We start from the raw sequence: 25943 nt of genomic DNA, 5'->3' as shown, positions 1-25943 counted from the left end.
TTCTTTTCAAGCATGAATATGAACTCACGGTAAAAGTTGCTTTGAAAAAATGCTTTTTCCTCCAAATGATTTTACAAATCTTTTTTGGTATATTATAATAATAAGGTATCGTAGATTTTAATATTACAGTTATAGAATCATTACTGAAAGGAAGGTCCTGCATGAAACGATTCCTCTCCCTATTGCTTTGCGGCCTGATGCTCGGCTCGTTTTTAGGGCAGAATGCCTACGCACTGACTCCCGACCTGCTCTCAGCCGAAACCACCGTCCAACAGACGACAGAGGAAGAAAGCTCCGAAGCTCAAACAATTCTACCGGAAAACACCGAACAGACCCAGGATTCAACCACACAGCACCTGGATATCTCTCAGGGCAGTGTTCCGTTTATCGACGAAAATGACCCGCTGATGGATAATCTGGCGGTTTACATGGTGGAACTGACTACCAATACACTGATTCATTCCTGCAATGCGGACGTTAAAAAATATCCTGCGTCGCTGACCAAGATCATGACCGCCATCCTGACACTGGAAAATATCCCTGATCTGGACCGAGAGATCACCTTTACCGCAGAACTGCAGGACTATGTCTACCAGATCAATGTTTCCTACGGCGGCGGCATTTCGACCGGCGGCATCACCCTCAACGAGACATTGACCGTCGAACAGCTGCTGTATGCCATCATGCTGCCATCGGCAAATGAAGCCGCCGTCATGCTGGCCTATGAGATCGGCGGCGGTTCCCTGGAAAAATTTGCCGACATGATGAACCAGAAGGCTGCTGAGATTGGCTGCACCAACACCCATTTTGTCAACTCCAATGGTTTGTTTGATGAGAACCATTACTCAACGGCATACGATATGTATTTAATTACAAAGTATGCGCTGCAATACGAAAAATTCCGCGAGATTGTTGCTACTCCCAGCTACGACACCGGCCCGACCAACAAACAGGACAATCTTCACTGGGACAGCACCAACAAGATGATCGTCGAAGGTTCCGGCTTCTACTACCCTGAAATTACCGGCGTCAAAACCGGTACACTGGAGGAGGCAGGACGCTGTCTGATTACCACCGCTGAAAAGGACGGCTATGAATATCTGCTGGTCATGATGGGTGCGCCGTATATCGACGAAAATGGAGATTATATTTCCCCAAACCAGGCGTTTACCCTGACTGCTCAGTTTTATGACTGGGTATTTGATACTTACAAAGCCAAAACCATCGTTGAAAAAGGGGACAAGGTCAGCAGCATCAACAATGTGCGGCTTGCCAAAGATGGAAAGGACCATCTGCAGCTGGTCAGCGGACAGACCTTTTCTGCACTGCTGCCCGATAACATTGACGTTTCCAACGTCCGCCGCATCGCCTACAATCTGGACGGCGAGCGCATCGGTGAGAACGATTATATCACCGCACCGGTGGAAAAGGGCACCAAGCTAGGAACCCTCAAGCTGATGCTATACGGCAGTGAGCTAGGAGAGGTGGACCTCATCGCCGGCGAGGATATCGAAGAAAGTCCGCTGCTGGTGATGATGGACAACATCTCCAACATGTTCCACAGCTTCTGGTTTAAATTCTTGTTTTTGTTTGTGTTGCTGTTCGTGCTGATGTATATTTTCCTGACCATCTCCCGTGCAAAACGGCGCAAAAAATACCGCAAAATCAATCGAAGACGCTATCTGTAAATTCATAACAGTATATCTCAACATCAAAGGAGTGCGAGGACCCATGGTAGAAATCACCTGTCCTGTCTGCAAAAACCACTGTCTGCTCACCGTCGAACAGGACGGAGAGCAAATCACCGTCTCGGGCAACAAATGTGCCCGCGGCGAACTGCACGCCAAAGAGGAGCTGCGCGGTGAACGCAAGGTTGTCACCTACCACGCTGCCACCACCTTTGCCTCGATGCCGTCGGTGCCGGTCAAAACCACCGGAACCGTCCCGAAGGAGCTGGTGTTCCGGCTGATCCGGCTGATTAAAAAACAGACCATCGACCATCCGATGCAGCGCGGAGAGGTGCTGCTGCACCATCCGCTCGACCTGCCGGTCGACGTCGTTCTGGATGCGGATGTTGTGCAGGAATAACCGTACACATACAAAAACCCCGACTTGAACAAGTCGGGGTTTTTCTTATGCCTTTATTCGTGGTGGCAGCCGCAGTTATGGTCATGGTGACAGCCGCAGTCCTCGTGGTCGTGGTGACAGCCGCAATCCTCATCCTCACAGTCACACTCGTCCTCTTCTTCTCCTGGACGGTAGAAGATGCGGTGCTCGCTGTCTGGAATGTTCATTTCCTCGCGCAGACGCTCGATCATCTCTTCGGTCATAAAGACGCCATCCTGCGCCATCATCTGCATCAGCTGTTCATCGCTGTATGGATCATCGGGATGCTCCTCTTTGATCAGCTGCTGAAGCTGTTCGCGGATCGCCTCCATGCCCGCCTGCTGTGGATTGTGTTCTCTTGCCAGGAAGAACTTCATCGGGTAGACGCCGAACGGAGACTGCAGGTATTTATTTTTCATCGTTGCCGAAACGATCTCCTGCTCCATTCCCAGCGCATCTGCCAGCTCCTGAATCGGCAGCAGCTTCATATAGCGAGGGCCATAGCGGAAGAATGGCTCCTGCATCTTAATCAGCGCCTTGGTAACCTCCACCAGTGTGTGTCCACGGAAATCTATTTCTTGCTGCAATGCTCTTGCATCGGCCATCTTTGCCTCCAGATACTCCCGTTCCTCACGGTGATCCGGTCCCTGGGCACGACGAAGCATGTTCTGGTATTCCTCGTTAATTTTAATCTCAGGGAAAGAAAAATCGTTGAGTGCAACGTAATATTCGTTGACAAATTTAATCATCACCACATCGGGCAGGATGTAAGGCGAACGGCTGTGGCTGCTGTACTGGGAACCTGGCTTTGGATTGAGCTGACGGATGCGCAGCATCGCCTGTTCAATCTCCTGCTGTGTTTTGCCCGATTTCTGCACCATCTGCAAAACGTCCACACTTCCGGTCAGGTCCATTTCCTCCAGCAGTGTCTTTGCCAGCTCGTCCTCTTCATCCAGCTGCATACACAGACATTCCTTCAGGCTGGATGCACCAACACCCAGCGGTTCCAGCGAATGGATGACTGCCAGCGCTTCTTCAAATTCGGATTCACCGTATCCCTGTTCGATCAGATCCTGTTCCTGTGCCAGCAGGTAGCCGTTTTCATCCAGACATCCGATCAGATACTCCGCCGCACTGCGAACCCGCGGGTCCATCTTCTGTTCTGCCAGCTGAGCGCGCAGATGATCCCCCAGTGTCTTGCTCTCTCCGGTGTTGAGCAGCGCATAGTCCGGCTCGTCCACCTCCGGCAGCTCGGTCTCCTTGTCAAAGTAGCCCAGACCTTCCTCAAAGTCGTTGGACTCCAGCCAGGCTGCCTTGCGGGCGCGCAGGTCCTCATCGGTATAGCCGGTCAGGTTTTCTTCGATTTCGATGACCGGATTTTCCAGCATCACCTCATTGAGGTACTCATTGAGCCGCTGTGTATCCATCTTCAATATTTTCAGCTGTCTTGCACTGACAGTTTCTTTGTGAGCATCCATCTTTTGTTCACCTCTGATTGTTGTTTGACAACGCCCCATCTCATTATAAAAGGCGCAAATTCTTCGATTTATTTACATTTATTATAACATACCTTTTTCTTAAGGTGAATGAGCTTGTCTTTCTTTCATGATTATTCACAAAAATAAAAGCTGATTCTTGTTTGTTTACGTGTGGAAACTTTGCTTTCTTTTTACAAAACATTTTAGTTATTCTGAAAGAAAATTCATAGATCGTGTCTAGCCTTTTCCACAAATATCCGCTATAATAGCTTGGTATGCAGATTTCCTGCAAAAAGGATTATAAAGAAAGGTGTGTCCTGTACCAATGAAATGTAGCTTATGCGGCAAAGAGATTTCCGCCGCTGAATTAGAAGAAAGCAAAGGCGTCTGCCCTTCCTGCGGACAGCCGGTGCAGCCGTCGGAGGCTGATGCACAAACATCGGTGGAGCCATCCTCCGAAGCATCCGAGCCGACCGATAAAACCGTTTCCTCTCCTGAAAAGCCAAAAGCTCCAAAGAGCAGCGCTGCAGCTGATAAGTCTAAAAAGTCCCGCAAGTGGCTGCCATGGACCATCGCAGCGGTTGTCGTTGTCATTGCTGCTGCAGCCTATGCAATGACCCAGTTTGGTCAAACTCAAACAGTCAGCGCCGAGGATCACTTCAATCCAACCTCCATCTCCTATGCCAGCGACGACAGCGTCGGCATCGTCCGCAACGGAGAAGCGCTCGATCTGTACATCAATGCTGCACAGGGTGAAGAAAATCGCGCCACTGTTTCCCAGATGATTTCCGCCTCCGCTTCCTACTTCGGCTACCAGAACTACTGTGAGCTGGAAAACGGAGATCTCGTCTATGTTCCGCTGGACGTCACCTCCGTTCAGGATACCGAAGGCAAGCTCTGCTTAAAGACTGCTTCCGGCGAAGAAAAGGTACTGGACGAAAACGCCAGCCTGATCTACTGCCATGGTGATAACTCGGTCTACTACAACAAAATGGTGGACGACAAACTGGTACAGACCCGCTACAAAGACGGCGAACTGACACCGGTATCCGAGATTGTAGGTGAAGAAAACATCGTCGTAGTCAAAGCTTCTTCGGATGACAGCCTGCTTCAGGTGCTTCAGCTTGACGATGATATGAATACTGTCGCAGGTGGCTACTTCTATAATGGAACCCTCCATCTGTTGGACAGCAGCTACAGCATCTTTAACATCTCCGATCAGGATGTTTTTGTCATGGATGCAGATGCTGACACTCACCTTGTCAACTTCTACCGTGTTTCCGACCTGGATACCGCAGAGCTGACACCTCTGGCGTCGAAGATCACCGAAGCTGTTCTGTATGACGACGGCACAATGGCAATCCTCGCCGACTGTGACCTGGAAGCAAACGCAACCAATCCAATCGGCAGCGCTTACCTGTATGGTCCTCAGACTAATCCTGTCGAAAAGGTAGCAGATAATGTCGTTTCGCTCATCGACTCCTCGCTGCGTTCCTCCGGCTGGATGAACGAAAATGGCCGTGACATGACTTCCAGCGAGATGTCCTCCAATTTTGAACACGATCAGCCGCTGTATGCCGGACAGGTTCACTACATCGACGGTCAGGGCAATCTCTGTGTTTCCTCTGCCGAGGCTGCTACCATCGGTGACAGCGGCATGCAGGGCGCTGTTATCTGCGAGAACTTCTATGATGTCAGCAACTACTCCTTCAACAGCGACATCACCTTTGCCACCGCTACCAACAATTATCTGTACTGGAGCCGTGGAACCGAGCTGTACCGCTACACCCTGGGCAGCATGGAAGAGCCAGAAACCATCTCTCTGAATGAATCGGTAGAGGATAAGGCTTCTGATGAAAGCTCTCAGGTCGGATATATCACTGCCGGCAGCGGAGACATCGTCGAGGAAACCCAGCAGACACTGGTCCTCAAACAGTTCGAAAATGAAGACAACATCACTGTACTGGAAAATGTCGGCGACCTGACTCTGGCCGGCATCAACAACGACGGTAATCTGATCTACTTCATTTCGGAGGATGGAAGCCTCTACTCCAAATCGCTGGAAAACAGAAGCAATCCAAAACGCATTTCCTCCGATGTTGTGGATGCACAGGCAACCAGCGATGGCCTGTACTATCTGGTCAAGGTGGAGGTAACTCCAGAGCCAACCATCGGCGAATCCGGTGAGGAGCAGAGCAGCGAGCCACAGACCCAGTACAACCTGATGCTGCTGGAATACGGAAAGAACGACAGCACCCTCATCAAAGAGGATGTCAACAGCATTTCCACCGTCCACATCAACGACTAATCATCCAAATCACCTCCCTGGATAGGGAGGTGATTTTTTCACACAGCACTGCAAGGAGGAGCTTTTTCACATGTATCCGCTCGGCATCTATCTTCACATTCCCTTCTGCCTTTCCAAATGTCCCTACTGTGATTTTTATTCCCTTCCCTACGATGAGGAGCTTGTCAATCAATATGTTTCCCAGCTGATCCGTGCGATCGCTGATGCTCCCGCCGGCGGACAACCGGTGGACAGCATCTACTTTGGCGGCGGCACTCCTGTGCTGCTGGGAGAACGCCTGCTTTCTGTTTTGCAGGCAGTCTACCAGCATTTCGATGTCTCCTCCGACTGTGAAATCACGCTGGAAGCAAATCCCGCTGCCATGACCTTTGAAACGCTGCGAAAACTCCATCAAGGCGGATTTAACCGCATTTCGATGGGCGTACAGTCTGCCTCGGACAGCGAACTGCAGCGTCTTGGGCGCCGCCACAACTTCGCACAGGCAGTCGAGAGCGTCCAGCTTGCACAGAGCGCCGGCTTTGAGAATATTTCGGTCGATCTGATGCTCGGTACTCCACAGCAAACAAGCGCATCGGTTGACCATTTTATCCAAACCTTTGCCTCCTTGGGAGTACAGCATATCTCCGGCTATCTGCTCAAAATCGAACCTGGCACTCCCTTTGCCCGCCAGCAGATTCAAAACATCTGTCCGGATGAGGACCAGAGTGCCGACCTCTACCTCCATACCGTCGATCAGATGCTCCAGCATGGATACGCACAGTATGAAATCTCCAACTTTGCAAAGCCAGGCTTTGAAAGCCGCCACAATCTGAAATACTGGCGCTGCCAGCAATACCTCGGCATCGGTCCGGCGGCACATTCTTTCCTGGACGGAAAGCGCTTTTTCTTTCCGCGGGACCTGTCCGGCTTTCTTTCGGCGCCAAACGTCTGGTCGCTGTGTGTTCCAGACGGCAGCGGCGGCGATCTGGAGGAAGTCTTGATGCTGCGCTTGCGTCTGTGCGAGGGTGTCCGACTTTCCATGCTCCGCCAGCAGTTTGAGCTCGATACCTCCGCTCTGGAAAAGCGCGCCGCCTTCCTGCAAAAGCAAGGCTTGGTATACTTTGACGGGGATTTGCTCTGCCTGACAGCACAGGGCTTTTTAATCTCCAACAGCCTGATCGTCGATCTGCTGGAATGTTGTTGATTGAAGCCAAAATTTCGCTCTCCTGCACTTGTCTGTCTTATTGAATTGTGTTACAATACATCTGTGAAGCTTTGTAATATTTGTAAATAATGTTGATATTTCCGCCCACCCTTCAACCATCTGCGGCAATCGAATCCGCATTGTCTGTTTCATACGGCAGCATCAGTTGTGCCTGATCTTCCCTCCATGAAAGACAATGCCGCAAAAAGCGGAAATACAATCTCAGGAGGAGGAGAAACTATGAAGATTCTGGTTTTGGACGGATTTGCCCTCAACCCAGGCGACCTGAGTTGGAAAGGAATCAAAGAGCTTGGAACACTGGTTGTTTATGACCGCACCGAACAGGCGCGGATTGTCAACCGTATCGGTGATGCAGAGATCGTTCTGGTCAACAAATGCCCGATTTCCCGTGAAACGATGGACGCCTGTCCTAATTTGAAACTGATCTGCGTCACCGCTACCGGCTATAATACGATTGATATTGAGGCTGCCCGCGAAAAAGGCATCACTGTCTGCAATGTACCATCCTATGCGACCGAATCGGTCACACAGCATGTATTTGCAATGCTGCTCGCCATCGCCAACCACATTTCGGAGCATGCGCAGTCGGTCAAAGCCGGAGAATGGCAGCGGACCGCAGACTTTACCTACCGCAAATATCCTATCTTTGAGCTGTCCGGCCTGACCATGGGCATCATCGGCATGGGACGCATCGGTCAGAGCGTAGCACGTGTTGCCAATGCCTTTGGCATGAATGTGCTGTACTGGAGCAAACATCCGCATCCGGAACTGGAAAGCGAACACCTCCACGGGGTTTCCCTCGAACAGCTGCTGGCTGAGTCGGATGTCATCAGTCTGCATTGTCCGCTCAACGAGGAAACCGAAAATCTGATCTGCAAAAAGACGATTGCGAAGATGAAGCAAAATGTCATCATCATCAATACCTCCCGCGGCAAGATCATCAACGATATGGATCTCGCCAATGCGCTTGCAAGCGGCAAGGTTGCTTACGCTGCCATCGATGTCCTCTCGGAGGAACCACCGGTACATGGTTCTCCGTTGATCGAGCAATCACATTGTCTGGTTACTCCGCATATTGCCTGGGCTCCTCTGCAGGCCAGAAGACGCTGCATGGAGATCGTTGAACAAAACATCCGTGCTTTCCAGGAAGGTCATCCGCAAAATGTTGTCTGCTGATTATTTACAGCATAAAAAAATCCCATCCGCAAAGCGGATGGGATTTTTTTATAATCAGTGTTATAAAGCTTAGTGAGTTGTGCCTGCGCCAGCGCCTGCAACGTCCTCTTTGTTGTTGACAACTGCTTCGATCGCATACTCCAGGCTCTTTGCGATGTTTTCCAGAGACATGGATGGTGTGCCGTTTGGTTTACCAACAACCTGCTCGCAAGCATATGGTACATGGATAAAACCAGCGCGGATGTTTGGATATCTCTTTGCTGCCATGTACAGAACATTGTACATAACGCAGTTGCATACATAGGTGCCTGCGGTGTAGGACATAAAGCATGGCAGACCATGGCTGCGTACATTTTCTACGATGGCATTGACCGGAATGGTAGCAAAGTATGCCGGCTCACCGTCAGCCTGCAGAGGCTGGTTCATTGGAGACTCGCCGTCGTTATCAGGAATTCTTGCTTCTGCCAGATTGATAGCAACGCGCTCGATGGTAACGCAGGAGCGACCGCCAGCCTGTCCAACGTTGATAACAACGTCAGGATTGTGCTCTTTGATTGCTGCTTCTACAGTTGGGCCACTTCTTGCAAAAACGGTTGGAATTTCAATTTTGATAATCTGCGCACCAGCAATGGTATCCGGCAGCAGTTTGACTGCCTCATAAGCAGGATTTACTTTTTCTCCGCCAAATGGGTCAAAACCTGTAACCAAGATTTTCATAAGAAAAACCCCCCTTGAAAATTTATACTACCCTGGTTTTATCACATCAGTTATATATATCATTTTTGAGGTAAAAAATCCCTCAGCTTTATCTTAACAAAACATTTGGTAGCCGTCAATGTTTTTTATGTCAATTTTCCGATTGTTGAGTTTTATTAATTCAATATTCATTATTATGCATCGATTTTTTTAGACAATCTGCTGCCATCTACTTTAGTATGCCTGTTTTTCAGAATATTGAAACAGCCCCTTAACAATAAACACCCAGTAATTTTGCAATTTTGGTTGTATTATTTCTCCACTTATGCTGTGCATGCGGAGGAATATGCACACAGTCTCCTGGGTTGAGAAAATATTCCTGTCCCGATACCCAGATGATGCAGCTTCCTTCCACCATATACAGCACCTCTTCCTCCTCGTGGCAGAAAATCTGTTCTTCCTGATGCTCCTGCTCAGGATACAGCTCATACATCATCGGTCTCATCGAAAGAGAACCTATCTGGTTGCTCATCGAATAATGTACCGTCTGGTGAGAAATTTGCATCTTTTCTCTCTGATATCCATAGACAACATAGCCGCTGTTCTCTTTGCTGGCATCCTCAAAAAAGTCGGTCATCTCTACTTCCAGCACTTTGGACAGTTTTTCCAGCGCATTCAGACTCAGTGTGCCGTAGCCGCGCTCCACCTGTGACAGGTAGCCAATCGATAATCCTACTTCTTCGCTGAGCTGTTTCAGGGTCATTTTTCTTCTCAGTCGTTCTTCTTTGATCTTGGTCCCAATGGCCTTGGCCTGATTCATCCAGCGTCCTCCTCATTGTTTTGAAAGTTTTTTCAATTTGATTGTAACATCAAAATCCTGTCTTGTAAATATTTCATCTTGCTAAAATATAATCTCATTTTTAATCGAACTAAAATTGTTCCTTCCATCCTTTTTATCAGAAATAAATTTTTGACATTCTTATCCTGATGTGCTATACTTCCCTCAATTTATCCGGAAAGGAAGTATAACAGATGCCACAATATACCCTTCAAACGCCACGGCTGCTTTTGCGGCCATTTTCATCAGCGGACAGTACCGATTTGTTTGAATTTCTTTCTGACCGAGACACCTGCTATGATGATGGCGGCTATGAACCATTCGCAGCTATGGACGAAAAATATCAAAAGCTGATGGATAAATTTGCAGAGGATGAGGGTCGCTGGATGATTGTCTTGCGCGACAGAGGTAAGGTCATCGGCACTATTCACCTGATGGAAGCTGAACGCGCCGTTCCTGCCGTAGAATTGGGATACGTCATCAATCCGCATTTTCGTTGTCAGGGCTACGCCACCGAAGCTCTGCATTGTGTGATAGAGGACTGCTTTGCAAATGGCACACAGATGCTTGTTGCCAGCGCTTATCCTTATAATCAGCCATCGATTCACCTTCTTGAAAAATTAGGATTTGTACAGGAAGGTATCACACATAAAGCGATGAAACACCCGATCTATGGGGTGATCGACAGCTTCAATTTTTATCTGGAATCAAAATAAAGCCCTATCAAAACAGCCTGCAATATGCAGGCTGTTTTGATAGAGCTTTTTGCTGTCTGTTTATCCTTCGCGGGTCGCCGAATGGCGAATATACCACAGACTCTCGCACACCTCTTTACCATGGTTGCGCATGGTATGGAAGTTATGCGGCTTGATACGGATGGAGTCACCTTCGTGCAGAACATATTCTGTACCATCAATGATAACTGTCAGTTCACCTTTCAAAACCATTCCCATCTCTGGATAGGGATGCACTCCCTCGGATACCTTCTGTGTTTTTCCAGGCTGCATCAGTACCAGCTGAAACTCTCCATTGGCATTTCCAAAATCTATAAAGTTGATCGTCTGCTGATACTCCGGATACTCTCGAACTACCCAGTCCTCTTTTCTCACAACGATCCGCTCATCCGCACTTTCGGTGATAATATCGGACATCGAAATATCCAGCGCATTACAGATGGTCGCAAGGTTGCGCAGCGTCGGACTTGTCTGATTCCTTTCAATATTGCTCAGATAGCCGACAGATAAACCTGTATATTTGGAAAGTTCGGTAATCGTCAGCGATTTTTTCTTTCGAATATCCTTGATGCGATTTCCTACTCGATCAATATCATCAATCTTCATACCCAAAACATCCTTCCTCATCTTTGCTCACATACTTTATTGCTTTATTATAGAAGAAAAACTTGTCTTTGACAAGTATGGAAAATGGAAGTCTTTTGCTTTTCCATCCAAAAAAGAAATTGGACATTCTGTCTGGAAAGTATTAAAATAAGGTCGGAAAGATTTTTTTCTTATCAGAAAGGAGTTTTCGATTATGTCTGACTTTTTTGATCTTGTAAAACAGCGTGAAAGCTGCCGCAACTATAATCCTGACAAGCGTCCTACCAAAGAACAGCTGGTCAACTGCATTGAGGCTGCCGGACTAGCTCCGTCTGCCTGCAATTCCCAGCCATGGAGCTTTATTGTCGTCAACGACCCACAGAAATCTCCTGAGGTTGCCCACAGCATTCAGGCTTCCGGTATCAACCAGTTTACCGAAAAATGCCCTGCCTTTATCGTAATCTGCGAGGAACCCGCTTATCTGATCGGCCGTCCAGAGCCAAATCAGAAATATGCACAGATGGATATCGGCATTGCTACCGCTCACCTGTGCTTTGCCGCTACCCAGCAGGGACTGTCCACCTGCATCATGGGCGCCTTCGACTCGGAAAAGCTGCATGAAACCCTCGGCCTGCCGGCAGACAAAAACATCCGTCTGGTGCTGGCAGTGGGCTATGCTGCCAACGACCAGCTCCGTCCGAAACGCCGCAAAGCTGTTGACGAAATCATGACCTACATCGGCTAATTTTTCTTCACAGGAGGTGTTCTGTGATGACTGCTCAGGTCGTCGCTGCCCTGATCTGGCAGGGCGAACGCTTTTTAATCTGTCAGCGTCCGGCACATAAGGCGCGCGGACTTCTGTGGGAGTTTGTCGGCGGCAAGGTGGAAGCAGGAGAAACACCCCAGCAGGCACTCGTCCGCGAATGTCAGGAGGAACTTGGCATCACCATCGAGGTCGGTGAACTGTTCACCGAATTGACCCACGTCTACCCTGACCTGACGGTCCATCTGATGCTGTTTCATGCCCGCATCATCGAAGGAACGGTGCAGAAACTGGAACACAACAACCTGCGGTGGATCACCACCGAGGAAATTGACCAGTACCCATTCTGCCCTGCCGATGTGGAAATTTTGCAGAAGCTAAAACAATTTGCTCATTAAATAATACGGTCACAGAGAAAGATTTCTCTGTGACCGTATTATTTTTTGTTTCTTTTTAAAACATTTGCCTTTCTTCATGGTATCCCCTTCCCAGATATGTTAAAATGTTTACAGAAACTTGTTTGTATATCGCAGGAGGTATGTTATGGCTGAGAAAAAAAACAAAATCTTGGTGGTAGACGATGAAAAGGAAATTCGTGATATTCTGACATTGCTGCTCGGCGGCGAAGGATACCAGGTCGTTACCGCTTCGGACGGACATCAGGCACTGGAATGTGCAGACAACAGCTTTGATCTGTTCATCCTCGATGTCAATATGCCTGGAATGTCCGGTTTTTCGCTGGGCGCAAAGCTGCGGGAATTTTCTTTTGCTCCAATGATCTTTCTGACCGCCTATGCCGGCGAGTCGGACAAGGCGATGGGCTTTGCTGCCGGCGCTGACGACTATATCACCAAACCGTTCTCCAATGCAGAGCTGTTGATGCGGGTCAAAGCATTGCTTCGACGCAGCCAGCAGTACCATCCGCAGACGGTAGAGCCTTCCTCCTCGGTGATGACGCTGGGCGATCTGACCCTCGATCCAGACAGTCAGACCGTCTCCCGCAACGGAGAGGTCATTGTCTTGACGCACACCGAGTATTGTATTCTGGAGCTGTTCTTGTCCCACCGCAAGAAAATTTTCTCGATTGAAAACATCTATCACAGCATCTGGAACGACAATGTCGTCGGCGATTCCACCGTGATGGTTCATATCAAAAACCTGCGCAAAAAGCTGGGGGACTCCACCAAAAACCCTAAATATATCAAAACCGCATGGGGAAAGGGGTATTATGTTGACTAATTCCTCCCATCGAAAGCTCTCGCTGGAAATCCTGGGACTGTTTTTTCTCTCCTTTCTCATCGCTGTATTCAGCTATGGATTCCTCTATTATACCTCCTGCGCGATCTTAAATTCCCGTCTGATTGCCCGTGGTGTTTCGCTGAATGATCTGCACATCACCATTTTCTACACCTGGCTGCGCAATCTGTGTCTGATTGCTTCAATGGTCATTTTTTCGGCGCTGTTCTTTTTCTTTGTGGGACAAAAGCTGATTTATATTATCACCATCATCCGCGGTGTTCAGCAGCTTCGCGAGGATGGATTGGAAGTACAGATTCCTGTCGAGGGAAATGATGAGCTGACCGAGCTTGCCGAAAGTATCAACAAGCTTTCCGCCTCCATCCTCTACCTCCGGCAGGTGGAAGAGCAGATGCAGCAGGAAAAGGATGAGCTGATCCGCGGACTGTCCCATGACATCAAAAATCCGCTGACTTCGGTCATCTCCTATACCCAGTTTTTGCTGGAACACCCTGCGCTGGATCGGACACAGACCGACGATTATCTGCACATCATCCGCGACAAATCAGAACAGATTCGTGTGCTGATCGGTCTGTTGCTCTCTCCTGCACAGCAGGACACCCAGTTTTTACCCGATGGCCGCCTGTTTCTGCAGCAGCTGCTGGAGGAGATGGAAGCCGATTTGGAGGACCATTTTCAGTTGCAGATCGACACCCAGCAGCTCCCTGAATTTTCCGCTCAGATGAACGTACAGGATGTACAGCGCATCTTTGAAAATCTCTCCTCCAACATTCTCAAATATGCAGACCCTGCCTTTCCTGTGCAAATCCAGGCTCAGTTTGATGACCAGGTATTGATGATCCGTCAGCAAAATCATATCCTGCCTCCCGATCCTTCCCGTCAGGTCGACAGCACTCGGATTGGACTGCGCAGCATCGCTTTGCTGGCACACCGCTATCATGGAGGTATTCACACCGAAGAAGCAGACGGAATCTTCTGCATCACCGTCCGTCTGACGCCAAATCCTCCTGTTGCTTTGGAATCTTCCACCGATCTTCAGAATTCTTCAGAATCTTCTGCAGAAAATATTTAGATTCCTGCGATAAGATAAAGACAACAAAGCAAACACCCCATCAAAAAAGTGTGAATTGAAAGTATATCGAAAGAGAGGAATTTTTTATGGCATTAGGCATTTTAATGATCACCTTTATCACCATCACTGTTATCAGCGGTCTCTCGATCGCCTTCCTGTTCCTGGCAAAAGGTCCCAAGGTCAAGGAAGTTCTGTTCTATGTTGTTTCCCTGTTGGGCATGCTGATTGCCTTTCTGAATGCATCCAGCCTCCCAATGAATCAGGTTGCCGGTCAGATCATCTCCTGGGGCATCGGATTCTTGAGCATCATCGCTATCTGTGTCCACGTTGTTGGAAAATCGGTCAACGCAAAGTTTAACTCCCAGGTTCTGGCCTCGGTCGGTGTTGCTTTGGGCATCGTAAAACTGTTCTTGTTTTAATGTATTCTCCTTCATTTTGAAACCAAACATATTCACCCAAGACTTCCAAAAGCAAAGAGGCGGCAAGTGCCGCCTCTTTGCTTTTGGTGTATGTCATTTTTATGTACAGCTTAAATCCTGTGCGGTACAAAAGGAGAGGATGCGCGGCACTGGCGCGCAATCGTTCCACATAATTCGCTGTAATAAGCAAGATACGCTTTTTTCTCCCGTCGCTCAATGCTGCTCTTTTCCAAAAATGCTTTCCATCTCGGACAGGTTTTGTGGCAGCCTTCGCAATAATCGGCACAGGTTTTTCTGCATGGGATCATGATCAAAACGCTCCTTTCGATATTACAGAGCGCCCTTCTCCGTTTGCTTCCAAAAACGGGACGAACGCTTTTATGTCACTGGATTGTACCTACGGTATCGGCTGAGAAATACATCACAGACATCGCGCACAGCAAACCGAAAAAGCTGCACCTGAGCAAGGCAATGTCGATGCTCTCTGTTTTCTCTGCTTCCACCTTTATTTTATCACACACGCTGTCATCTGTCTGCTCTTTTTAAGTAAAATCTGTGCAAAAAATTACCCCTGGTTATGACAATTTCTTCGTATCCTTTGCAAAGTTCCTTGTCACTCAGTGGGTAATTTTGTCTATTTGTAATTTATATTGTAAAAATTACTTTTCGTATGTTCCTTTCTTTAAAATCTGATGGTTTTCCATCATCAGATTTCCGTTGGCGATGACGCTGTGCAGCGACAGGTCGTTCTCCATCAAAAGCAGGTCTGCGTCGGAACCTACACGGACGCAGCCTTTTTTCGGATACAGTTCCAGCGAATGAGCTGTGTTGATGGTTGCAAAGCGCAGCGCTTCTTCCATCGGCATCTGATAGGTTTTTACCAGCACCTTAAATTCGCGGTAGACGGTATCAACGGAGGAATAGCCTATCTCCACCAAATTGCCCTCCTGGTCATAATTGGACCAGCTGCCCATTCCATCCGAGCTGAAGGTGATGCGATCCATCGCCACACCGCGCTGTTTTGCCTCCATGACACAGATTGCCGGAGAACCAGCTCCTCTGGTGCCGCAGGTCATGTCGATATAACCACCCTGATTTGCAAAGGCAAACGCTTCCTCCAACAGCTTGTGGCAGCGTGTCACATGTGTTGGGTGGAATGTTTTAATCGGAATAGCCGTGCGATCCAGTGCCTCACGAACCAGACGCAGCGCCTGTGGTGCGCCTCCCATGTGCAGCACCACCATGCCGCACTTGCCGGAAATCATACCTGCAACACGCGCATCACTTCCCAGTCGAATCAGCTCATCGACGGTGACATTTGGTGCGCGATGGTCAGACATCGCCAGCTTGACGCCGATAATCTCGTCAACAAAGATGATATCTTTTTTGACATCGCCTGTCAGTGTCACACTTGGATAACCATAAGAACCTGTACAGGCGTATACACTGATTCCTTCCTCCTTCAGTGCCTTGGTCCTTGCAATCAGATTCTCGACACTGCGGGTAATTCCATCGGTTCCCAGCAGACCAACAACGGTGGTGACACCGCCGCCGATCAGCTCGGACAGCGCTACCGGAGGCACCTGGGTGTGGAAGCTGCCTTCGCCGCCGCCTCCCGTGATGTGTACATGAGGATCAATAATTCCTGGTGTCAGTTTTTTACCATTGGCATCAATCACCTTACAGGATGGCAGATTCAGGTCAATATGATCTTCAATCGCCTCAATTTTACTGCCGCACACCAATACGTCCTTCACGCCCAGATATTCCGGTGCATATACCTCCGTCTGCTTGATTAAAAGCACAAGACAACACTCCTTCACTCTTATGATACTGTTTTTGCTCGACCGCCGGAAAATAGAAACAGAATCCTTTACGCAGTCATTCTTTGTTAAGTATTTTTATTCTATCACAAAAATCAAAGTATCCGCTATATTTTTTTATATCTTTTCCGTTTTTACACTGTTTTTTGTAATATATTTTAAATATCTGTATATTTTTTCGTGCAAAACCTATATAAATTTCCTTAAAGTATATCTTTTTTACTGTAAAACCGCTCCGTTTATCTGCTGTACTCATCGTTTTTGACCTTTTCACCACCGGATTACTTTCAAAAATCGGTCTTTTATTTGAAATATAAAAGTGTATACTTTATATTTGGGGTCGTGATTGCTCTTGCAAAATACTAAAAGCTGTGGTATGATAGCATCCGTGAAGGTGGTTTTTCCACTTTCAAACCGCCAAATGTTGAAACATTATCGACAGGCTGATGACTTCTGTGATGACACATCGCAGAAGGGTCAGCCTTTTTTATTTGCCCTCCTCTGCGAAAATCAAAAACAAAGGAGATATGTTTATGTTGTTCAGTCTTGCCCTTATCTTTCTGTGTGCCATGCTGCTGGGATCTATCTTCCAGCGGCTGCATCTGCCGCCGCTATTGGGAATGCTCATTACCGGTATTCTGCTGGGTCCTTCGGTGCTCAATCTGCTGGACCCTTCCATCCTGTCCATCTCTGCGGATCTGCGCAAAATCGCACTCATCATTATCTTGACCCGCGCCGGCCTCAACCTCAATCTGGAGGACCTGAAAAAGGTAGGACGTCCTGCCTTTTTGATGTGCTTTCTTCCTGCGTCAATGGAAATTATCGGAATGTTGCTGCTGGCGCCTCCGCTGTTAGGACTGAGTTTACTGGAAGCCGGCATCCTTGGAACCGTAGTTGCTGCGGTATCGCCGGCGGTCGTTGTTCCTAAAATGCTGCAAATGATGGAAAACGGCCGCGGTACTGCACAGGGCATCCCACAACTCATCATGGCAGGAGCATCGGCGGATGATGTCTATGTCATCATCCTGTTTACCTCACTGCTGGGACTGGTTCAGAGCGGCAGCTTTGCCGCCGTCGACCTGCTGCGCATTCCTACCTCTATGGTGCTGGGACTGGCAGGCGGTATTCTGTGCGGCGTTGCATTGGCAAACTTCTTCAAGCGCTTCCATATCCGCGACAGCGCCAAGGTGGTCATCATCCTGAGCATCTCCTTCCTGCTGGTCACTTTGGAGGATCAAATGACCGGCATCATCGGTTTTTCCGGCCTGCTGGCAGTAATGAGTATGGGAATCAGCCTGCAGCGCTGCCGCAGAGAAGTCGCTGTGCGACTGTCCTCCAAGTATTCAAAGCTGTGGGTCGCTGCAGAGCTGCTCCTCTTTGTTTTGGTGGGTGCAGCGGTAGACATTCAGTATGCTGCACAGGTGGGTGTCAAAGCTATTGTCCTGCTGTTGGGCGTGCTGGTATTCCGCATGTTCGGCGTCTTTCTGTCCCTGCTGGGCACCCATTTTACCGGACGGGAACGTTTGTTCTGTATGCTTGCCTATACTCCCAAAGCCACCGTACAGGCCGCGATCGGCTCTCTGCCGTTGAGTGCAGGTCTTGCCTGCGGCAACATCGTTCTCAGCGTGGCGGTCGTAGCAATCCTGCTGACAGCACCGTTGGGCGCATTGATGATCGACCTTGCACAACCGTTGGTAATGAGCAAAAAATAACCGAAGGAAGGCGTCCGGTAAATACCGGACGCCTTCCTTTTTGATTGCTGCAAAAAGTCAACCTTTCCTTGTGGAGAATGTCACTTTACAACGCTGATATAAAACAGCTATACTGAAAGTATTCCATTACGAAAGTGAGGCTTTTGCCATGACCAATCCTACTTTGGAACTGATGAACAACCGCGTATCGCTGCGCGTTTATGATGATCGGCCTATCCCGCAGGAGGTGCTGGACACCATCCTCCATGCGATGATGCGCGCTCCTACCGCCGGCAACCAGATGCTTTATTCGGTTATTGTTGTACGCGATGAGAACACCAAGAAGATTCTCTCCCAGACCTGTGATCATCAGGCTTTTATCGCCACTGCTCCTGTCATCCTTGTTTTTCTTGCAGACCACCAGCGTTGGTTTGACTATTATCGTCTGGAGGGCGTCGGAGAATACTGCGACCGCAAAGGACTTTCGTTTGAAGCTCCACAGGAGTCCGATCTGCTGCTGGCCATTGAGGACACAATGATTGCTGCGCAAAATGCTGTCATCGCTGCCGAGTCGCTGGGCATAGGCTCCTGTTATATTGGGGATATCATCGAAAATTACGAGGTTCACCGCGAACTGTTCGACCTGCCGGATTGGGCTTTCCCAATCGGCATGCTCTGTCTGGGATACTACCGTGAAAACCACCTGCGCAAGCCCAGAAAACGTTTTGACCGGCAGTACATCGTCTTCGACGAGAAATACAAACACCTCACCGACGAGGAATACCGCGCCATGTACGCCGAACAAGCAGCCACCTTCCAGCCGGACAATCCCTACGGTGCCGACAATTTTGCTCAGGCATTTTATGCGCGCAAAACCGGCGCTGTGTTCAGCAAGGAGATGGCCCGCTCCACCCGTGTCGCTATGAAGCAGTGGGATGGACGTCTGCTCAATCCAAAGATACCTCAAAAATAAAACATCCTAAACTAAGTAAAAAATCCCAGCACAGTTTTGTGCTGGGATTTTTGTGATACAAAAAGAAAAGACCTTCGGCGTCCCGAAGGTCTTTTCCCCACCACCCTTTACCAGGTGAGTGCGTCCACTCGCGAATCGGTCTGATCACAACTGATTCTTCCCGAAAAGAGCGGTGTATTGTTACCTGTACATGATAGCACAGATGAATGACTGTTGTCAAGGGGTTCAATTCAGGCGTCCAATGCAGACAGCCGTCAGGCAAGACCCCTTTATCCAGGAAAGAATTGCCCTTCTTTCCTGGACCGGTTATATCGATATATCCGGTGATAACCTTTTTAATAAGGTTAAAAGGAACTTAGATCAGTTCGATGATTGCCATCTCAGCTGCGTCACCGCGGCGAGGACCGATCTTGATGATACGGCAGTAACCGCCGTTTCTCTCTGCATATTTTGGAGCAATATCATCAAAGACTTTCTTTGCGACGGTTTCCTTTGTAACGTAAGAATAAACCTGACGCTTGGAATGCAGATCGTTCTGTTTTGCCTTAGTGATGATCTTTTCAGTCATTGCCTTGACTTCTTTTGCTCTTGTAACTGTGGTCTCAATCTTGCCGTTTTCCAGCAGGAAAGTTACCATCGCTCTGAGCATAGCCGTTCTGCTAGCAGTGGCTCTGCCGAGTTTTCTGGTGCCTGGCATCCAAATTCACTCCTTTTTAATGGATTATGGAATGTATCTCAACTATTCGTCGTTTTTGGTAAGGCTGAATCCAAGGGAATCGAGTTTCGCAAGAACTTCTTCCAGAGACTTTTTACCCAGGTTTCTGACCTTCATCATTTCATCCTGTGATTTGTTGATCAAATCGCTTACAGTGTTTACGCCTGCACGTTTGAGGCAGTTAAACGCACGCACGGAGAGGTCGAGTTCCTCGATGGTCATTTCCAGGACTTTTTCCTTGCCGGTATCTTCCTGGGTGTCCATGATTTCCGTGTTGCTCACTTCTTCGGAAAGATCGACGAAGTGATTGAGTTGTCTATTGAGGATCTTAGCCGAAAGGCTGACAGCTTCTTTTGCAGAGATAGTGCCGTCTGTCCAAACTTCCAGCGTCAGTTTATCATAGTCGGTAATCTGCTCAACACGTGTGTTCTCGACAGTGTAGTTTACCTTCAAAACTGGAGTGTAAATGCTGTCGATGTAGATCTTGTTCAGGGACATTTTGTCGAGCTGGGTTTTGTCCTGCATCGACTTGTCACTGTTCTTGTCCTTTGCAATCTGTTTGTTCTTTTCGGCAGAGACATAACCCTGACCCTTGTCCAGAACAATTTCCATGCGAAGAACTGCGTTTGGTCCCAGTGTTGCAATGTGCATGCTTGGGTCCAGGATCTCGACATCAGAGTCGCACTGAATCGATCCTGCAGTGACTTCTCCTTCGCCCTCTGCATTGATGTAGACGAGCTTCGGTCCCTCACAGTAAAGTTTTGCAGTTAAACCTTTGATGTTGAGGACAATCTCGGTGACGTCCTCTTTTACGCCCTCAATAGTTGAGAATTCGTGTTGCACACCATCAATTTTAATTGATGTTACTGCAACACCAGGAAGCGAGGAGAGCAACACACGTCTCAGGCTGTTGCCTAAAGTTGTACCAAAACCTCTGTCAAGCGGTTCTACCACAAATCTGCCGTATGTTCCATCAGATTTAAGTTCTGCGGTCTCAATCTTTGGTTCAATTATCTTTACCATTATAACCCTCCTTCAATGGCAAGCATTAAGCTGCCGTTCTTTTCGCGTTCCCATGCTGATATAAAATCGTTCTCCCTGTCTGCCGGCAGTTTGTAAACACACCGCCAGAATAGGACACACTGTTTGAAAAACAGAGGATGCACCTATTATTTGGAGTACAACTCAACGATGAGATGTTCTTCAACATCGAGATCGATATCTTCGCGATTTGGAAGGTTAACAATTTTAACCACGCTGTTGTCTTTATCCATATCCAGCCACTGTGGAACCGGACGGGAACCATTGACTTCCATGATGGCTTTGAATTTGTCAGAAGCTTTGCTGCCTTCGGTCAGAGCAACAACGTCGCCAGCTTTCAGCAGGATGGAAGGAATGTTTGCTTTGTGGCCGTTAACGGTGAAGTGACCGTGACGAACCAGCTGTCTTGCTTCAGCTCTGGAAGATGCAAGGCCTGCTCTGTATACAACGTTGTCCAGACGGCTTTCCAGGATTCTGAGCAGGTTTTCACCAGCTACGCCCTGCTGTTTTTCAGCCATCTCGAAGTATTTAGCAAACTGACCTTCAAGAACACCGTAGAAACGTCTTGTTTTCTGTTTTGCGCGGAGCTGAACTCCGTACTCGGAAACTTTCTTGCGGTTCTGACCGTGCTGGCCCGGAGCATAGCTTCTGCGGGACAGAGCGCATTTGTCAGAATAGCATCTCTCACCTTTCAGGAACAGTTTCTGTCCTTCACGACGGCAGAGTTTGCAGACCGCACCTGTATATCTTGCCATATTCTTGTACCTCCCTAATCAGATTACACGCGTCTTCTCTTAGGTGGACGGCAACCGTTGTGCGGAATTGGAGTAACATCTTTGATCATGTTAACTTCAAGACCTGCTGCCTGCAGTGCACGGATCGCAGCCTCACGTCCGGAACCTGGTCCTTTAACGAATACTTCAACAGATTTGAGTCCGTGAATCATAGCAGCTTTTGCAGCTGTTTCAGCGGCTGTCTGTGCAGCAAACGGGGTGGATTTTCTGGAACCTCTGAAGCCCAGACCGCCTGCGCTTGCCCAGGAGATTGCGTTGCCCTGTGTGTCTGTGATAGTAACAATGGTATTGTTAAAAGTAGACTGGATATGAGCAGCACCGCGTTCAATATTCTTACGCTCACGACGTCTTGGTGTGGCAGCTTTTTTTGCATTGTTAGCTTTAGCCATTTCTCAATATCCCTCCCCTTATTTCTTCTTGTTAGCGATTGTCTTCTTTGGACCTTTTCTTGTACGAGCGTTGGTCTTGGTTCTCTGTCCTCTTACAGGCAGACCTTTTCTATGACGAACGCCTCTGTAGCATCCAATTTCGATCAATCTCTTGATGTCGAGTGCAACGTCACGACGAAGGTCACCCTCAACAACAAAATGTTTATCAATGTAATCTCTCAGCTTTGTAACGTCATCCTCGTCCATGTCCTTAACTCTGATATCAGGGTTAACGCCTGTTGCTGCCAGGATGTCGTTTGCGGACTTTCTGCCGATACCATAGATATAGGTAAGTCCAATTTCGATCCGCTTCTCGCGAGGCAGGTCTACACCAGCTATACGAGCCATACTTTTGTTGCACCTCCATTATATAGGTCTTGCATATCCCAAAGAGCTAAAATTCTTTTTGATTAGCCCTGACGCTGTTTATGCTTCGGGTTGCTGCAAATTACCATAATGCGTCCTTTGCGTTTGATGATTTTGCATTTTTCGCACATGGGTTTAACGGAAGGTCTTACTTTCATTTGAAACTACCTCCTTGTCATGAAGCTCTTTTGTTCTTCAAAAGTGCTTCTACCCTTACTTTTACTTGGATTTATTTGGAACGCCAGGTGATACGGCCTTTCTGCAGGTCGTATGGAGACATCTCCACGGTAACCTTGTCTCCTGGCAGAATTCTGATGAAGTTCATTCTCAGTTTGCCGGAAATGTGTGCCAGAATCACGTGGCCATTTGGCAACTCAACTTTAAATTGAGCGTTTGGCAAAGCTTCCAATACTTTGCCTTCAATTTCGATTACGTCTTCCTTGGACAAGTAAAAAACCTCCTTCTGAATATTTTACCGGACGATCCGGCAAAATCCTAAACTGGTCAAAGCTTTTCTGAGTTGTTTGTTTGTAGTGACCGCAGACAGATCCAATTCCTGGCCGGTCACCTCCAGGTGCCGGTGCTTTTTCTTCTTCAGGTGGGAAAGCGTTCGCTTTCTGCCGTCGGAAAGATAAGCCCATTCCCCTTCGGTTTGGATGACCACAAAAAATCGGTCCTGGTCTTTTCCGGCAATCGGCCGGACAATGGAACCCTTTTGTATCATCGTTCCTCCTATTCGGTCATGATGACCGGTCCGGAAGCGGTGATTGCAATGGTGTGTTCAAAGTGCGCCGAAAGGCTGCCGCTTCGTGTCAACACTGTTCCATCTTTTTTAACCACAACCGCGCTGCCCTTTGCATTGATCATCGGCTCAATAGCCAACGTCATGCCTGGCAGAAGTTTCAGTCCACGTCCTGGTGTGCCATAGTTTGGTATCGACGGCGATTCATGCAGCTTTCTGCCGACGCCGTGTCCCACATAATCCCGAACCACTGCAAAGCCGAAGCTCTTGGCATAGGATTCTACCGCGAATCCAATGTCGCCCAGCCGGTTTCCTGGTTGTGCGGCTTCGATGGCGCGGTACAGGCACTCCTTTGTCACATCCATAATTTTCTGTGCTTCTTCGGAAACTGTACCTGCGGCAAAGGTTGCCGCATTGTCTCCGGTATAGCCATTGATTGCAGCACCGACATCGACGCTGACAATATCGCCTTCCTGGATGATCCTGCCCGAAGGAATCCCGTGGATTACCTCGTCGTTTATCGAGATGCAGGATGACGCCGGAAAACCGCCGTATCCCAGAAAGGTTGGCTTCGCTCCCTGAGAAACAATAAACTCATGAAGCATCTGATCCACATAAGCTGTGGACACTCCCGGTTTAATCAACTCGCCCGCAAGCCTCAGAGCCTGAGCACTGATCTTGCAGGAAAGTTTCATATCGGATAATTCTTTGCTTGTTTTGAGTACAACCATTGGGTTTAACCCTCCAAAGCAGACTTGACTCCTAATGCATTGAGGGTATCTTTGGTTACCTGCTCAACTGGCTTGGTGCCCTCGATCATATACAAAAGACCAAGTTTTTCATAGAAGCCTTTGAGTGGTTCGGTCTGTTCGTGGTAAACCTGCAGTCTGTCTTTGACGGTGTCCGGATGGTCATCCTTGCGGATGATCAGCTCGTGGCCGCATTTATCACAGACACCTTCCACCTTTGGTGGATTGTAAACCATGTGATAGGTTGCGCCGCACTCGCTGCACACACGTCTGCCGGTCAGTCTCTGCATGATCGTCTCATCAGGAACTTCGATGTCAATTACATGATCAATCTCGACTCCCATTTCCTTGAGCGCCTGTGCCTGCGGCACGGTTCTTGGAAAACCGTCGAGAATAAAACCGTTTTTGCAATCATCCTGTTTCAGACGTTCGTTCACCATTTCGATCACTACTGCGTCTGGCACCAGCTGTCCTGCGTGAACAAACTCCTGTGCCTTTTTGCCGGCCTCTGTTCCGTTTTTCATCGCTGCACGGATGATGTTACCGGTGCTGATCTGAGGAATATGACAATACTCACAGATTTTTTCTGCCTGTGTGCCTTTACCGGCACCTGGCGCTCCGAGAAGTATAATGTTCATAAAAACAGATCTCCTTTCTGGAAACAATTATTCCAGGAAACCTTTATAGTGACGCATCATCATTTCGGATTCCAGCTGTTTTACTGTATCCAGTGCAACACCAACGATAATGATGATGGTGGTACCTCCGAGCGATACGCCCTGAATGTTGGTCAGAGCTGCAAGACCGATCGGAAGGATTGCAACTACCGCACAGAACAGAGCACCCATCAGGGTAACTTTGGAAATGATTCGTGCGATAAAGTCTGAAGTCGATTTACCAGGACGAATACCTGGGATTGCGCCGTTGTTCTTTCTGAGGTTGTTCGCCATTTCAACTGGGTTGTACTGGATCGCAACATAGAAATATGCAAAAGCAATGATCAGGATGAAATACAAAAATGCGTAAAAACCACTGTTGTAGTTAAAGATCTTCAAGAAGCTCTCCCAGAAAGAACCTTCCTCTGGCTGAATGAACGCTGCAATCGTACCAGGGATTGCCATCAGGGAGCTTGCAAAGATGATTGGCATAACGCCGGACATGTTTACGTTTACCGGAATGTAGCTGGACTGGCCACCGTACATTTTACGGCCAACAACACGTTTTGCATACTGAATCGGAATTCTGCGCTCTGCTTTGGTCATCAGAACGATGAATGCAACCAGAACTACAAAAATGACAACCAGAAGTGGAATACCAATCAAGTAACGCAGACCGTCAAAGGTGCTTCCAGCTTTGATGGATTCATAGCCGAGAAGCAGATACTGCCACATTACTGCGACGACCGAACCGCCGCGGGAAACGATACCTGCAAACAGGATCATCGAAATACCGTTGCCGATTCCTTTATCATCAATCTGCTCACCCAGCCATACGCAGATCATCGAACCTGCTGTAAACATGGAGATGATGGTCAAAAAGATGATGGCATTGCCAAAGGCGTTGCCGCCGTCCATGATCGCACCGTTGCTGCCCAGGATGTTGTAGTATCCAAAGGACTGGAGCAAAGCCAGCGCAATCGTTACATATCTTGTGATCTTATTCAGTCTCTTTCGGCCCTCTGCGCCCTCTTTGGAGAGCTGCTCAAGTGCCGGAATCGCAACAGCCAGCAGCTGAATTACGATGCTGGAGGTGATGTATGGGGAGATGGACAGTGCAAACAGAGTTGCGTTCTGGAACGCACCACCGGTCAGCAGGTTGACAAATCCCAACAGGTTTCCATCACCAAAGCCCTGCATAACAGATGCATCCAGGAATGGTACCGGCAGAGCCGCACCAAACCGGAAGATCAGAAGAATCAACAGTGTAAAGGAGATTCTTTTTCTTAAGTCAGGCAGTTTCCAGGCATTTTTGAGGGTTTCAAGCAT

Annotated in this window: 30 protein-coding genes; 13 read left to right on the top strand and 17 right to left on the bottom strand. The window is 48.3% G+C overall.

Going from position 1 to position 25943, the window contains the following annotated elements; genetic code table 11:
- The first annotated feature begins 161 nt into the window (after positions 1–161).
- Both Q0L39_RS02260 and Q0L39_RS02255 read left to right on the top strand, forming a co-directional pair.
- On the top strand, positions 162–1688 hold the full coding sequence (locus Q0L39_RS02260; RefSeq protein WP_296626710.1) for a D-alanyl-D-alanine carboxypeptidase family protein: 1527 nt from the start codon (positions 162–164) through the stop codon (positions 1686–1688).
- Positions 1689–1731: 43 nt separating this feature from the next.
- Complete coding sequence (locus tag Q0L39_RS02255) at positions 1732–2088, top strand: DUF1667 domain-containing protein (RefSeq protein ID WP_296626709.1); 357 nt, start codon at positions 1732–1734, stop codon at positions 2086–2088.
- 53 nt (positions 2089–2141) lie between these two features.
- Here the strand turns inward: Q0L39_RS02255 and rpoN are convergent, their stop codons facing one another.
- Positions 2142–3584 (bottom strand): RNA polymerase factor sigma-54, encoded by a 1443-nt coding sequence (rpoN, locus tag Q0L39_RS02250; protein ID WP_296626708.1) that lies wholly within the window; start codon positions 3582–3584, stop codon positions 2142–2144.
- A gap of 325 nt (positions 3585–3909) precedes the next feature.
- Between rpoN and Q0L39_RS02245 the strand changes: the two genes are divergently transcribed.
- From Q0L39_RS02245 to Q0L39_RS02235, 3 genes are all read left to right on the top strand, one after another.
- Positions 3910–5892: a hypothetical protein gene (locus Q0L39_RS02245; protein WP_296626707.1), complete on the top strand. Its 1983-nt coding sequence runs from the start codon at positions 3910–3912 to the stop codon at positions 5890–5892.
- Between the two features lie 70 nt (positions 5893–5962).
- On the top strand, positions 5963–7075 hold the full coding sequence (hemW, locus tag Q0L39_RS02240; protein WP_296626706.1) for a radical SAM family heme chaperone HemW: 1113 nt from the start codon (positions 5963–5965) through the stop codon (positions 7073–7075).
- 240 nt (positions 7076–7315) lie between these two features.
- Positions 7316–8272: a D-2-hydroxyacid dehydrogenase gene (locus Q0L39_RS02235; protein WP_296626705.1), complete on the top strand. Its 957-nt coding sequence runs from the start codon at positions 7316–7318 to the stop codon at positions 8270–8272.
- A gap of 69 nt (positions 8273–8341) precedes the next feature.
- Here the strand turns inward: Q0L39_RS02235 and pcp are convergent, their stop codons facing one another.
- Both pcp and Q0L39_RS02225 read right to left on the bottom strand, forming a co-directional pair.
- A complete protein-coding gene (pcp, locus tag Q0L39_RS02230; RefSeq protein ID WP_296626704.1) occupies positions 8342–8989 on the bottom strand; it encodes a pyroglutamyl-peptidase I in 648 nt (215 codons plus the stop codon).
- A 250-nt stretch (positions 8990–9239) separates the two neighbouring features.
- Complete coding sequence (locus Q0L39_RS02225) at positions 9240–9788, bottom strand: XRE family transcriptional regulator (RefSeq protein ID WP_296626703.1); 549 nt, start codon at positions 9786–9788, stop codon at positions 9240–9242.
- A gap of 212 nt (positions 9789–10000) precedes the next feature.
- Between Q0L39_RS02225 and Q0L39_RS02220 the strand changes: the two genes are divergently transcribed.
- Entirely contained in the window at positions 10001–10522 is a 522-nt protein-coding gene (locus Q0L39_RS02220; RefSeq protein WP_296626702.1) for a GNAT family N-acetyltransferase, read from the top strand.
- A 60-nt stretch (positions 10523–10582) separates the two neighbouring features.
- On the opposite strand, the gene Q0L39_RS02215 is transcribed toward Q0L39_RS02220, so the two are convergent.
- Positions 10583–11146, bottom strand: coding sequence for a cupin domain-containing protein (locus Q0L39_RS02215; RefSeq protein WP_296626701.1), 564 nt, complete (start codon positions 11144–11146; stop codon positions 10583–10585).
- 193 nt (positions 11147–11339) lie between these two features.
- Here Q0L39_RS02215 and Q0L39_RS02210 point away from each other — a divergent pair, with 193 nt between their 5' ends.
- The 5 genes from Q0L39_RS02210 (at position 11340) to Q0L39_RS02190 (ending at position 14636) form a co-directional block, all read left to right on the top strand.
- Complete coding sequence (locus tag Q0L39_RS02210) at positions 11340–11870, top strand: nitroreductase family protein (protein ID WP_296626700.1); 531 nt, start codon at positions 11340–11342, stop codon at positions 11868–11870.
- Positions 11871–11896: 26 nt separating this feature from the next.
- On the top strand, positions 11897–12286 hold the full coding sequence (locus Q0L39_RS02205; protein ID WP_296626721.1) for a (deoxy)nucleoside triphosphate pyrophosphohydrolase: 390 nt from the start codon (positions 11897–11899) through the stop codon (positions 12284–12286).
- A gap of 145 nt (positions 12287–12431) precedes the next feature.
- On the top strand, positions 12432–13127 hold the full coding sequence (locus Q0L39_RS02200; protein ID WP_296626699.1) for a response regulator transcription factor: 696 nt from the start codon (positions 12432–12434) through the stop codon (positions 13125–13127).
- Positions 13117–14217, top strand: a complete 1101-nt coding sequence (locus Q0L39_RS02195; protein WP_296626698.1) for a HAMP domain-containing sensor histidine kinase — start codon at positions 13117–13119, stop codon at positions 14215–14217. Before Q0L39_RS02200 ends, Q0L39_RS02195 begins: the two co-directional genes overlap by 11 nt.
- Before the next feature lie 86 nt (positions 14218–14303).
- Complete coding sequence (locus Q0L39_RS02190) at positions 14304–14636, top strand: hypothetical protein (protein WP_296626697.1); 333 nt, start codon at positions 14304–14306, stop codon at positions 14634–14636.
- A 110-nt stretch (positions 14637–14746) separates the two neighbouring features.
- Here Q0L39_RS02190 and Q0L39_RS02185 read toward each other — a convergent pair whose 3' ends face one another.
- Both Q0L39_RS02185 and iadA read right to left on the bottom strand, forming a co-directional pair.
- A complete protein-coding gene (locus Q0L39_RS02185; RefSeq protein WP_296626696.1) occupies positions 14747–14944 on the bottom strand; it encodes a hypothetical protein in 198 nt (65 codons plus the stop codon).
- Between the two features lie 351 nt (positions 14945–15295).
- Positions 15296–16441, bottom strand: coding sequence for a beta-aspartyl-peptidase (gene iadA, locus Q0L39_RS02180; RefSeq protein ID WP_296626695.1), 1146 nt, complete (start codon positions 16439–16441; stop codon positions 15296–15298).
- Positions 16442–16992: 551 nt separating this feature from the next.
- Here iadA and Q0L39_RS02175 point away from each other — a divergent pair.
- Together Q0L39_RS02175 and Q0L39_RS02170 are read left to right on the top strand one after the other, a co-directional pair.
- Positions 16993–18171, top strand: coding sequence for a cation:proton antiporter (locus Q0L39_RS02175; protein WP_296626694.1), 1179 nt, complete (start codon positions 16993–16995; stop codon positions 18169–18171).
- Positions 18172–18319: 148 nt separating this feature from the next.
- Positions 18320–19123 carry a nitroreductase family protein gene (locus tag Q0L39_RS02170; RefSeq protein WP_296626693.1) on the top strand — a complete coding sequence of 268 codons (804 nt, stop codon included), beginning with the start codon at positions 18320–18322 and terminating at the stop codon, positions 19121–19123.
- A gap of 355 nt (positions 19124–19478) precedes the next feature.
- Here the strand turns inward: Q0L39_RS02170 and rplQ are convergent, their stop codons facing one another.
- From rplQ to secY, 11 genes are all read right to left on the bottom strand, one after another.
- Positions 19479–19820: a 50S ribosomal protein L17 gene (gene rplQ, locus Q0L39_RS02165; RefSeq protein ID WP_022132093.1), complete on the bottom strand. Its 342-nt coding sequence runs from the start codon at positions 19818–19820 to the stop codon at positions 19479–19481.
- Positions 19821–19862: 42 nt separating this feature from the next.
- Positions 19863–20861 carry a DNA-directed RNA polymerase subunit alpha gene (locus tag Q0L39_RS02160; protein ID WP_296626692.1) on the bottom strand — a complete coding sequence of 333 codons (999 nt, stop codon included), beginning with the start codon at positions 20859–20861 and terminating at the stop codon, positions 19863–19865.
- Between the two features lie 146 nt (positions 20862–21007).
- Positions 21008–21634, bottom strand: a complete 627-nt coding sequence (gene rpsD, locus Q0L39_RS02155; protein WP_296626691.1) for a 30S ribosomal protein S4 — start codon at positions 21632–21634, stop codon at positions 21008–21010.
- Between the two features lie 23 nt (positions 21635–21657).
- Positions 21658–22062 (bottom strand): 30S ribosomal protein S11, encoded by a 405-nt coding sequence (gene rpsK, locus Q0L39_RS02150; protein WP_296626690.1) that lies wholly within the window; start codon positions 22060–22062, stop codon positions 21658–21660.
- Positions 22063–22080: 18 nt separating this feature from the next.
- Positions 22081–22449 carry a 30S ribosomal protein S13 gene (rpsM, locus tag Q0L39_RS02145; protein WP_022132089.1) on the bottom strand — a complete coding sequence of 123 codons (369 nt, stop codon included), beginning with the start codon at positions 22447–22449 and terminating at the stop codon, positions 22081–22083.
- Between the two features lie 62 nt (positions 22450–22511).
- A complete protein-coding gene (gene rpmJ / locus Q0L39_RS02140) occupies positions 22512–22625 on the bottom strand; it encodes a 50S ribosomal protein L36 (RefSeq protein WP_022116030.1) in 114 nt (37 codons plus the stop codon).
- Between the two features lie 71 nt (positions 22626–22696).
- Positions 22697–22915, bottom strand: coding sequence for a translation initiation factor IF-1 (gene infA, locus Q0L39_RS02135; RefSeq protein ID WP_022116029.1), 219 nt, complete (start codon positions 22913–22915; stop codon positions 22697–22699).
- 24 nt (positions 22916–22939) lie between these two features.
- Positions 22940–23191: a KOW domain-containing RNA-binding protein gene (locus tag Q0L39_RS02130; RefSeq protein WP_296626689.1), complete on the bottom strand. Its 252-nt coding sequence runs from the start codon at positions 23189–23191 to the stop codon at positions 22940–22942.
- A gap of 8 nt (positions 23192–23199) precedes the next feature.
- Complete coding sequence (gene map / locus Q0L39_RS02125; protein WP_296626688.1) at positions 23200–23940, bottom strand: type I methionyl aminopeptidase; 741 nt, start codon at positions 23938–23940, stop codon at positions 23200–23202.
- A gap of 5 nt (positions 23941–23945) precedes the next feature.
- Complete coding sequence (locus Q0L39_RS02120) at positions 23946–24596, bottom strand: adenylate kinase (RefSeq protein ID WP_296626687.1); 651 nt, start codon at positions 24594–24596, stop codon at positions 23946–23948.
- 27 nt (positions 24597–24623) lie between these two features.
- Complete coding sequence (gene secY, locus Q0L39_RS02115; protein ID WP_296626686.1) at positions 24624–25943, bottom strand: preprotein translocase subunit SecY; 1320 nt, start codon at positions 25941–25943, stop codon at positions 24624–24626.

The organism is uncultured Negativibacillus sp., assembly GCF_944388365.1.
Classification (GTDB): Bacteria; Bacillota; Clostridia; order Oscillospirales; family Ruminococcaceae; genus Negativibacillus.
Note: the sequence above shows the minus strand (reverse complement) of the source record. Positions and strands in the feature narration are given on the sequence as shown.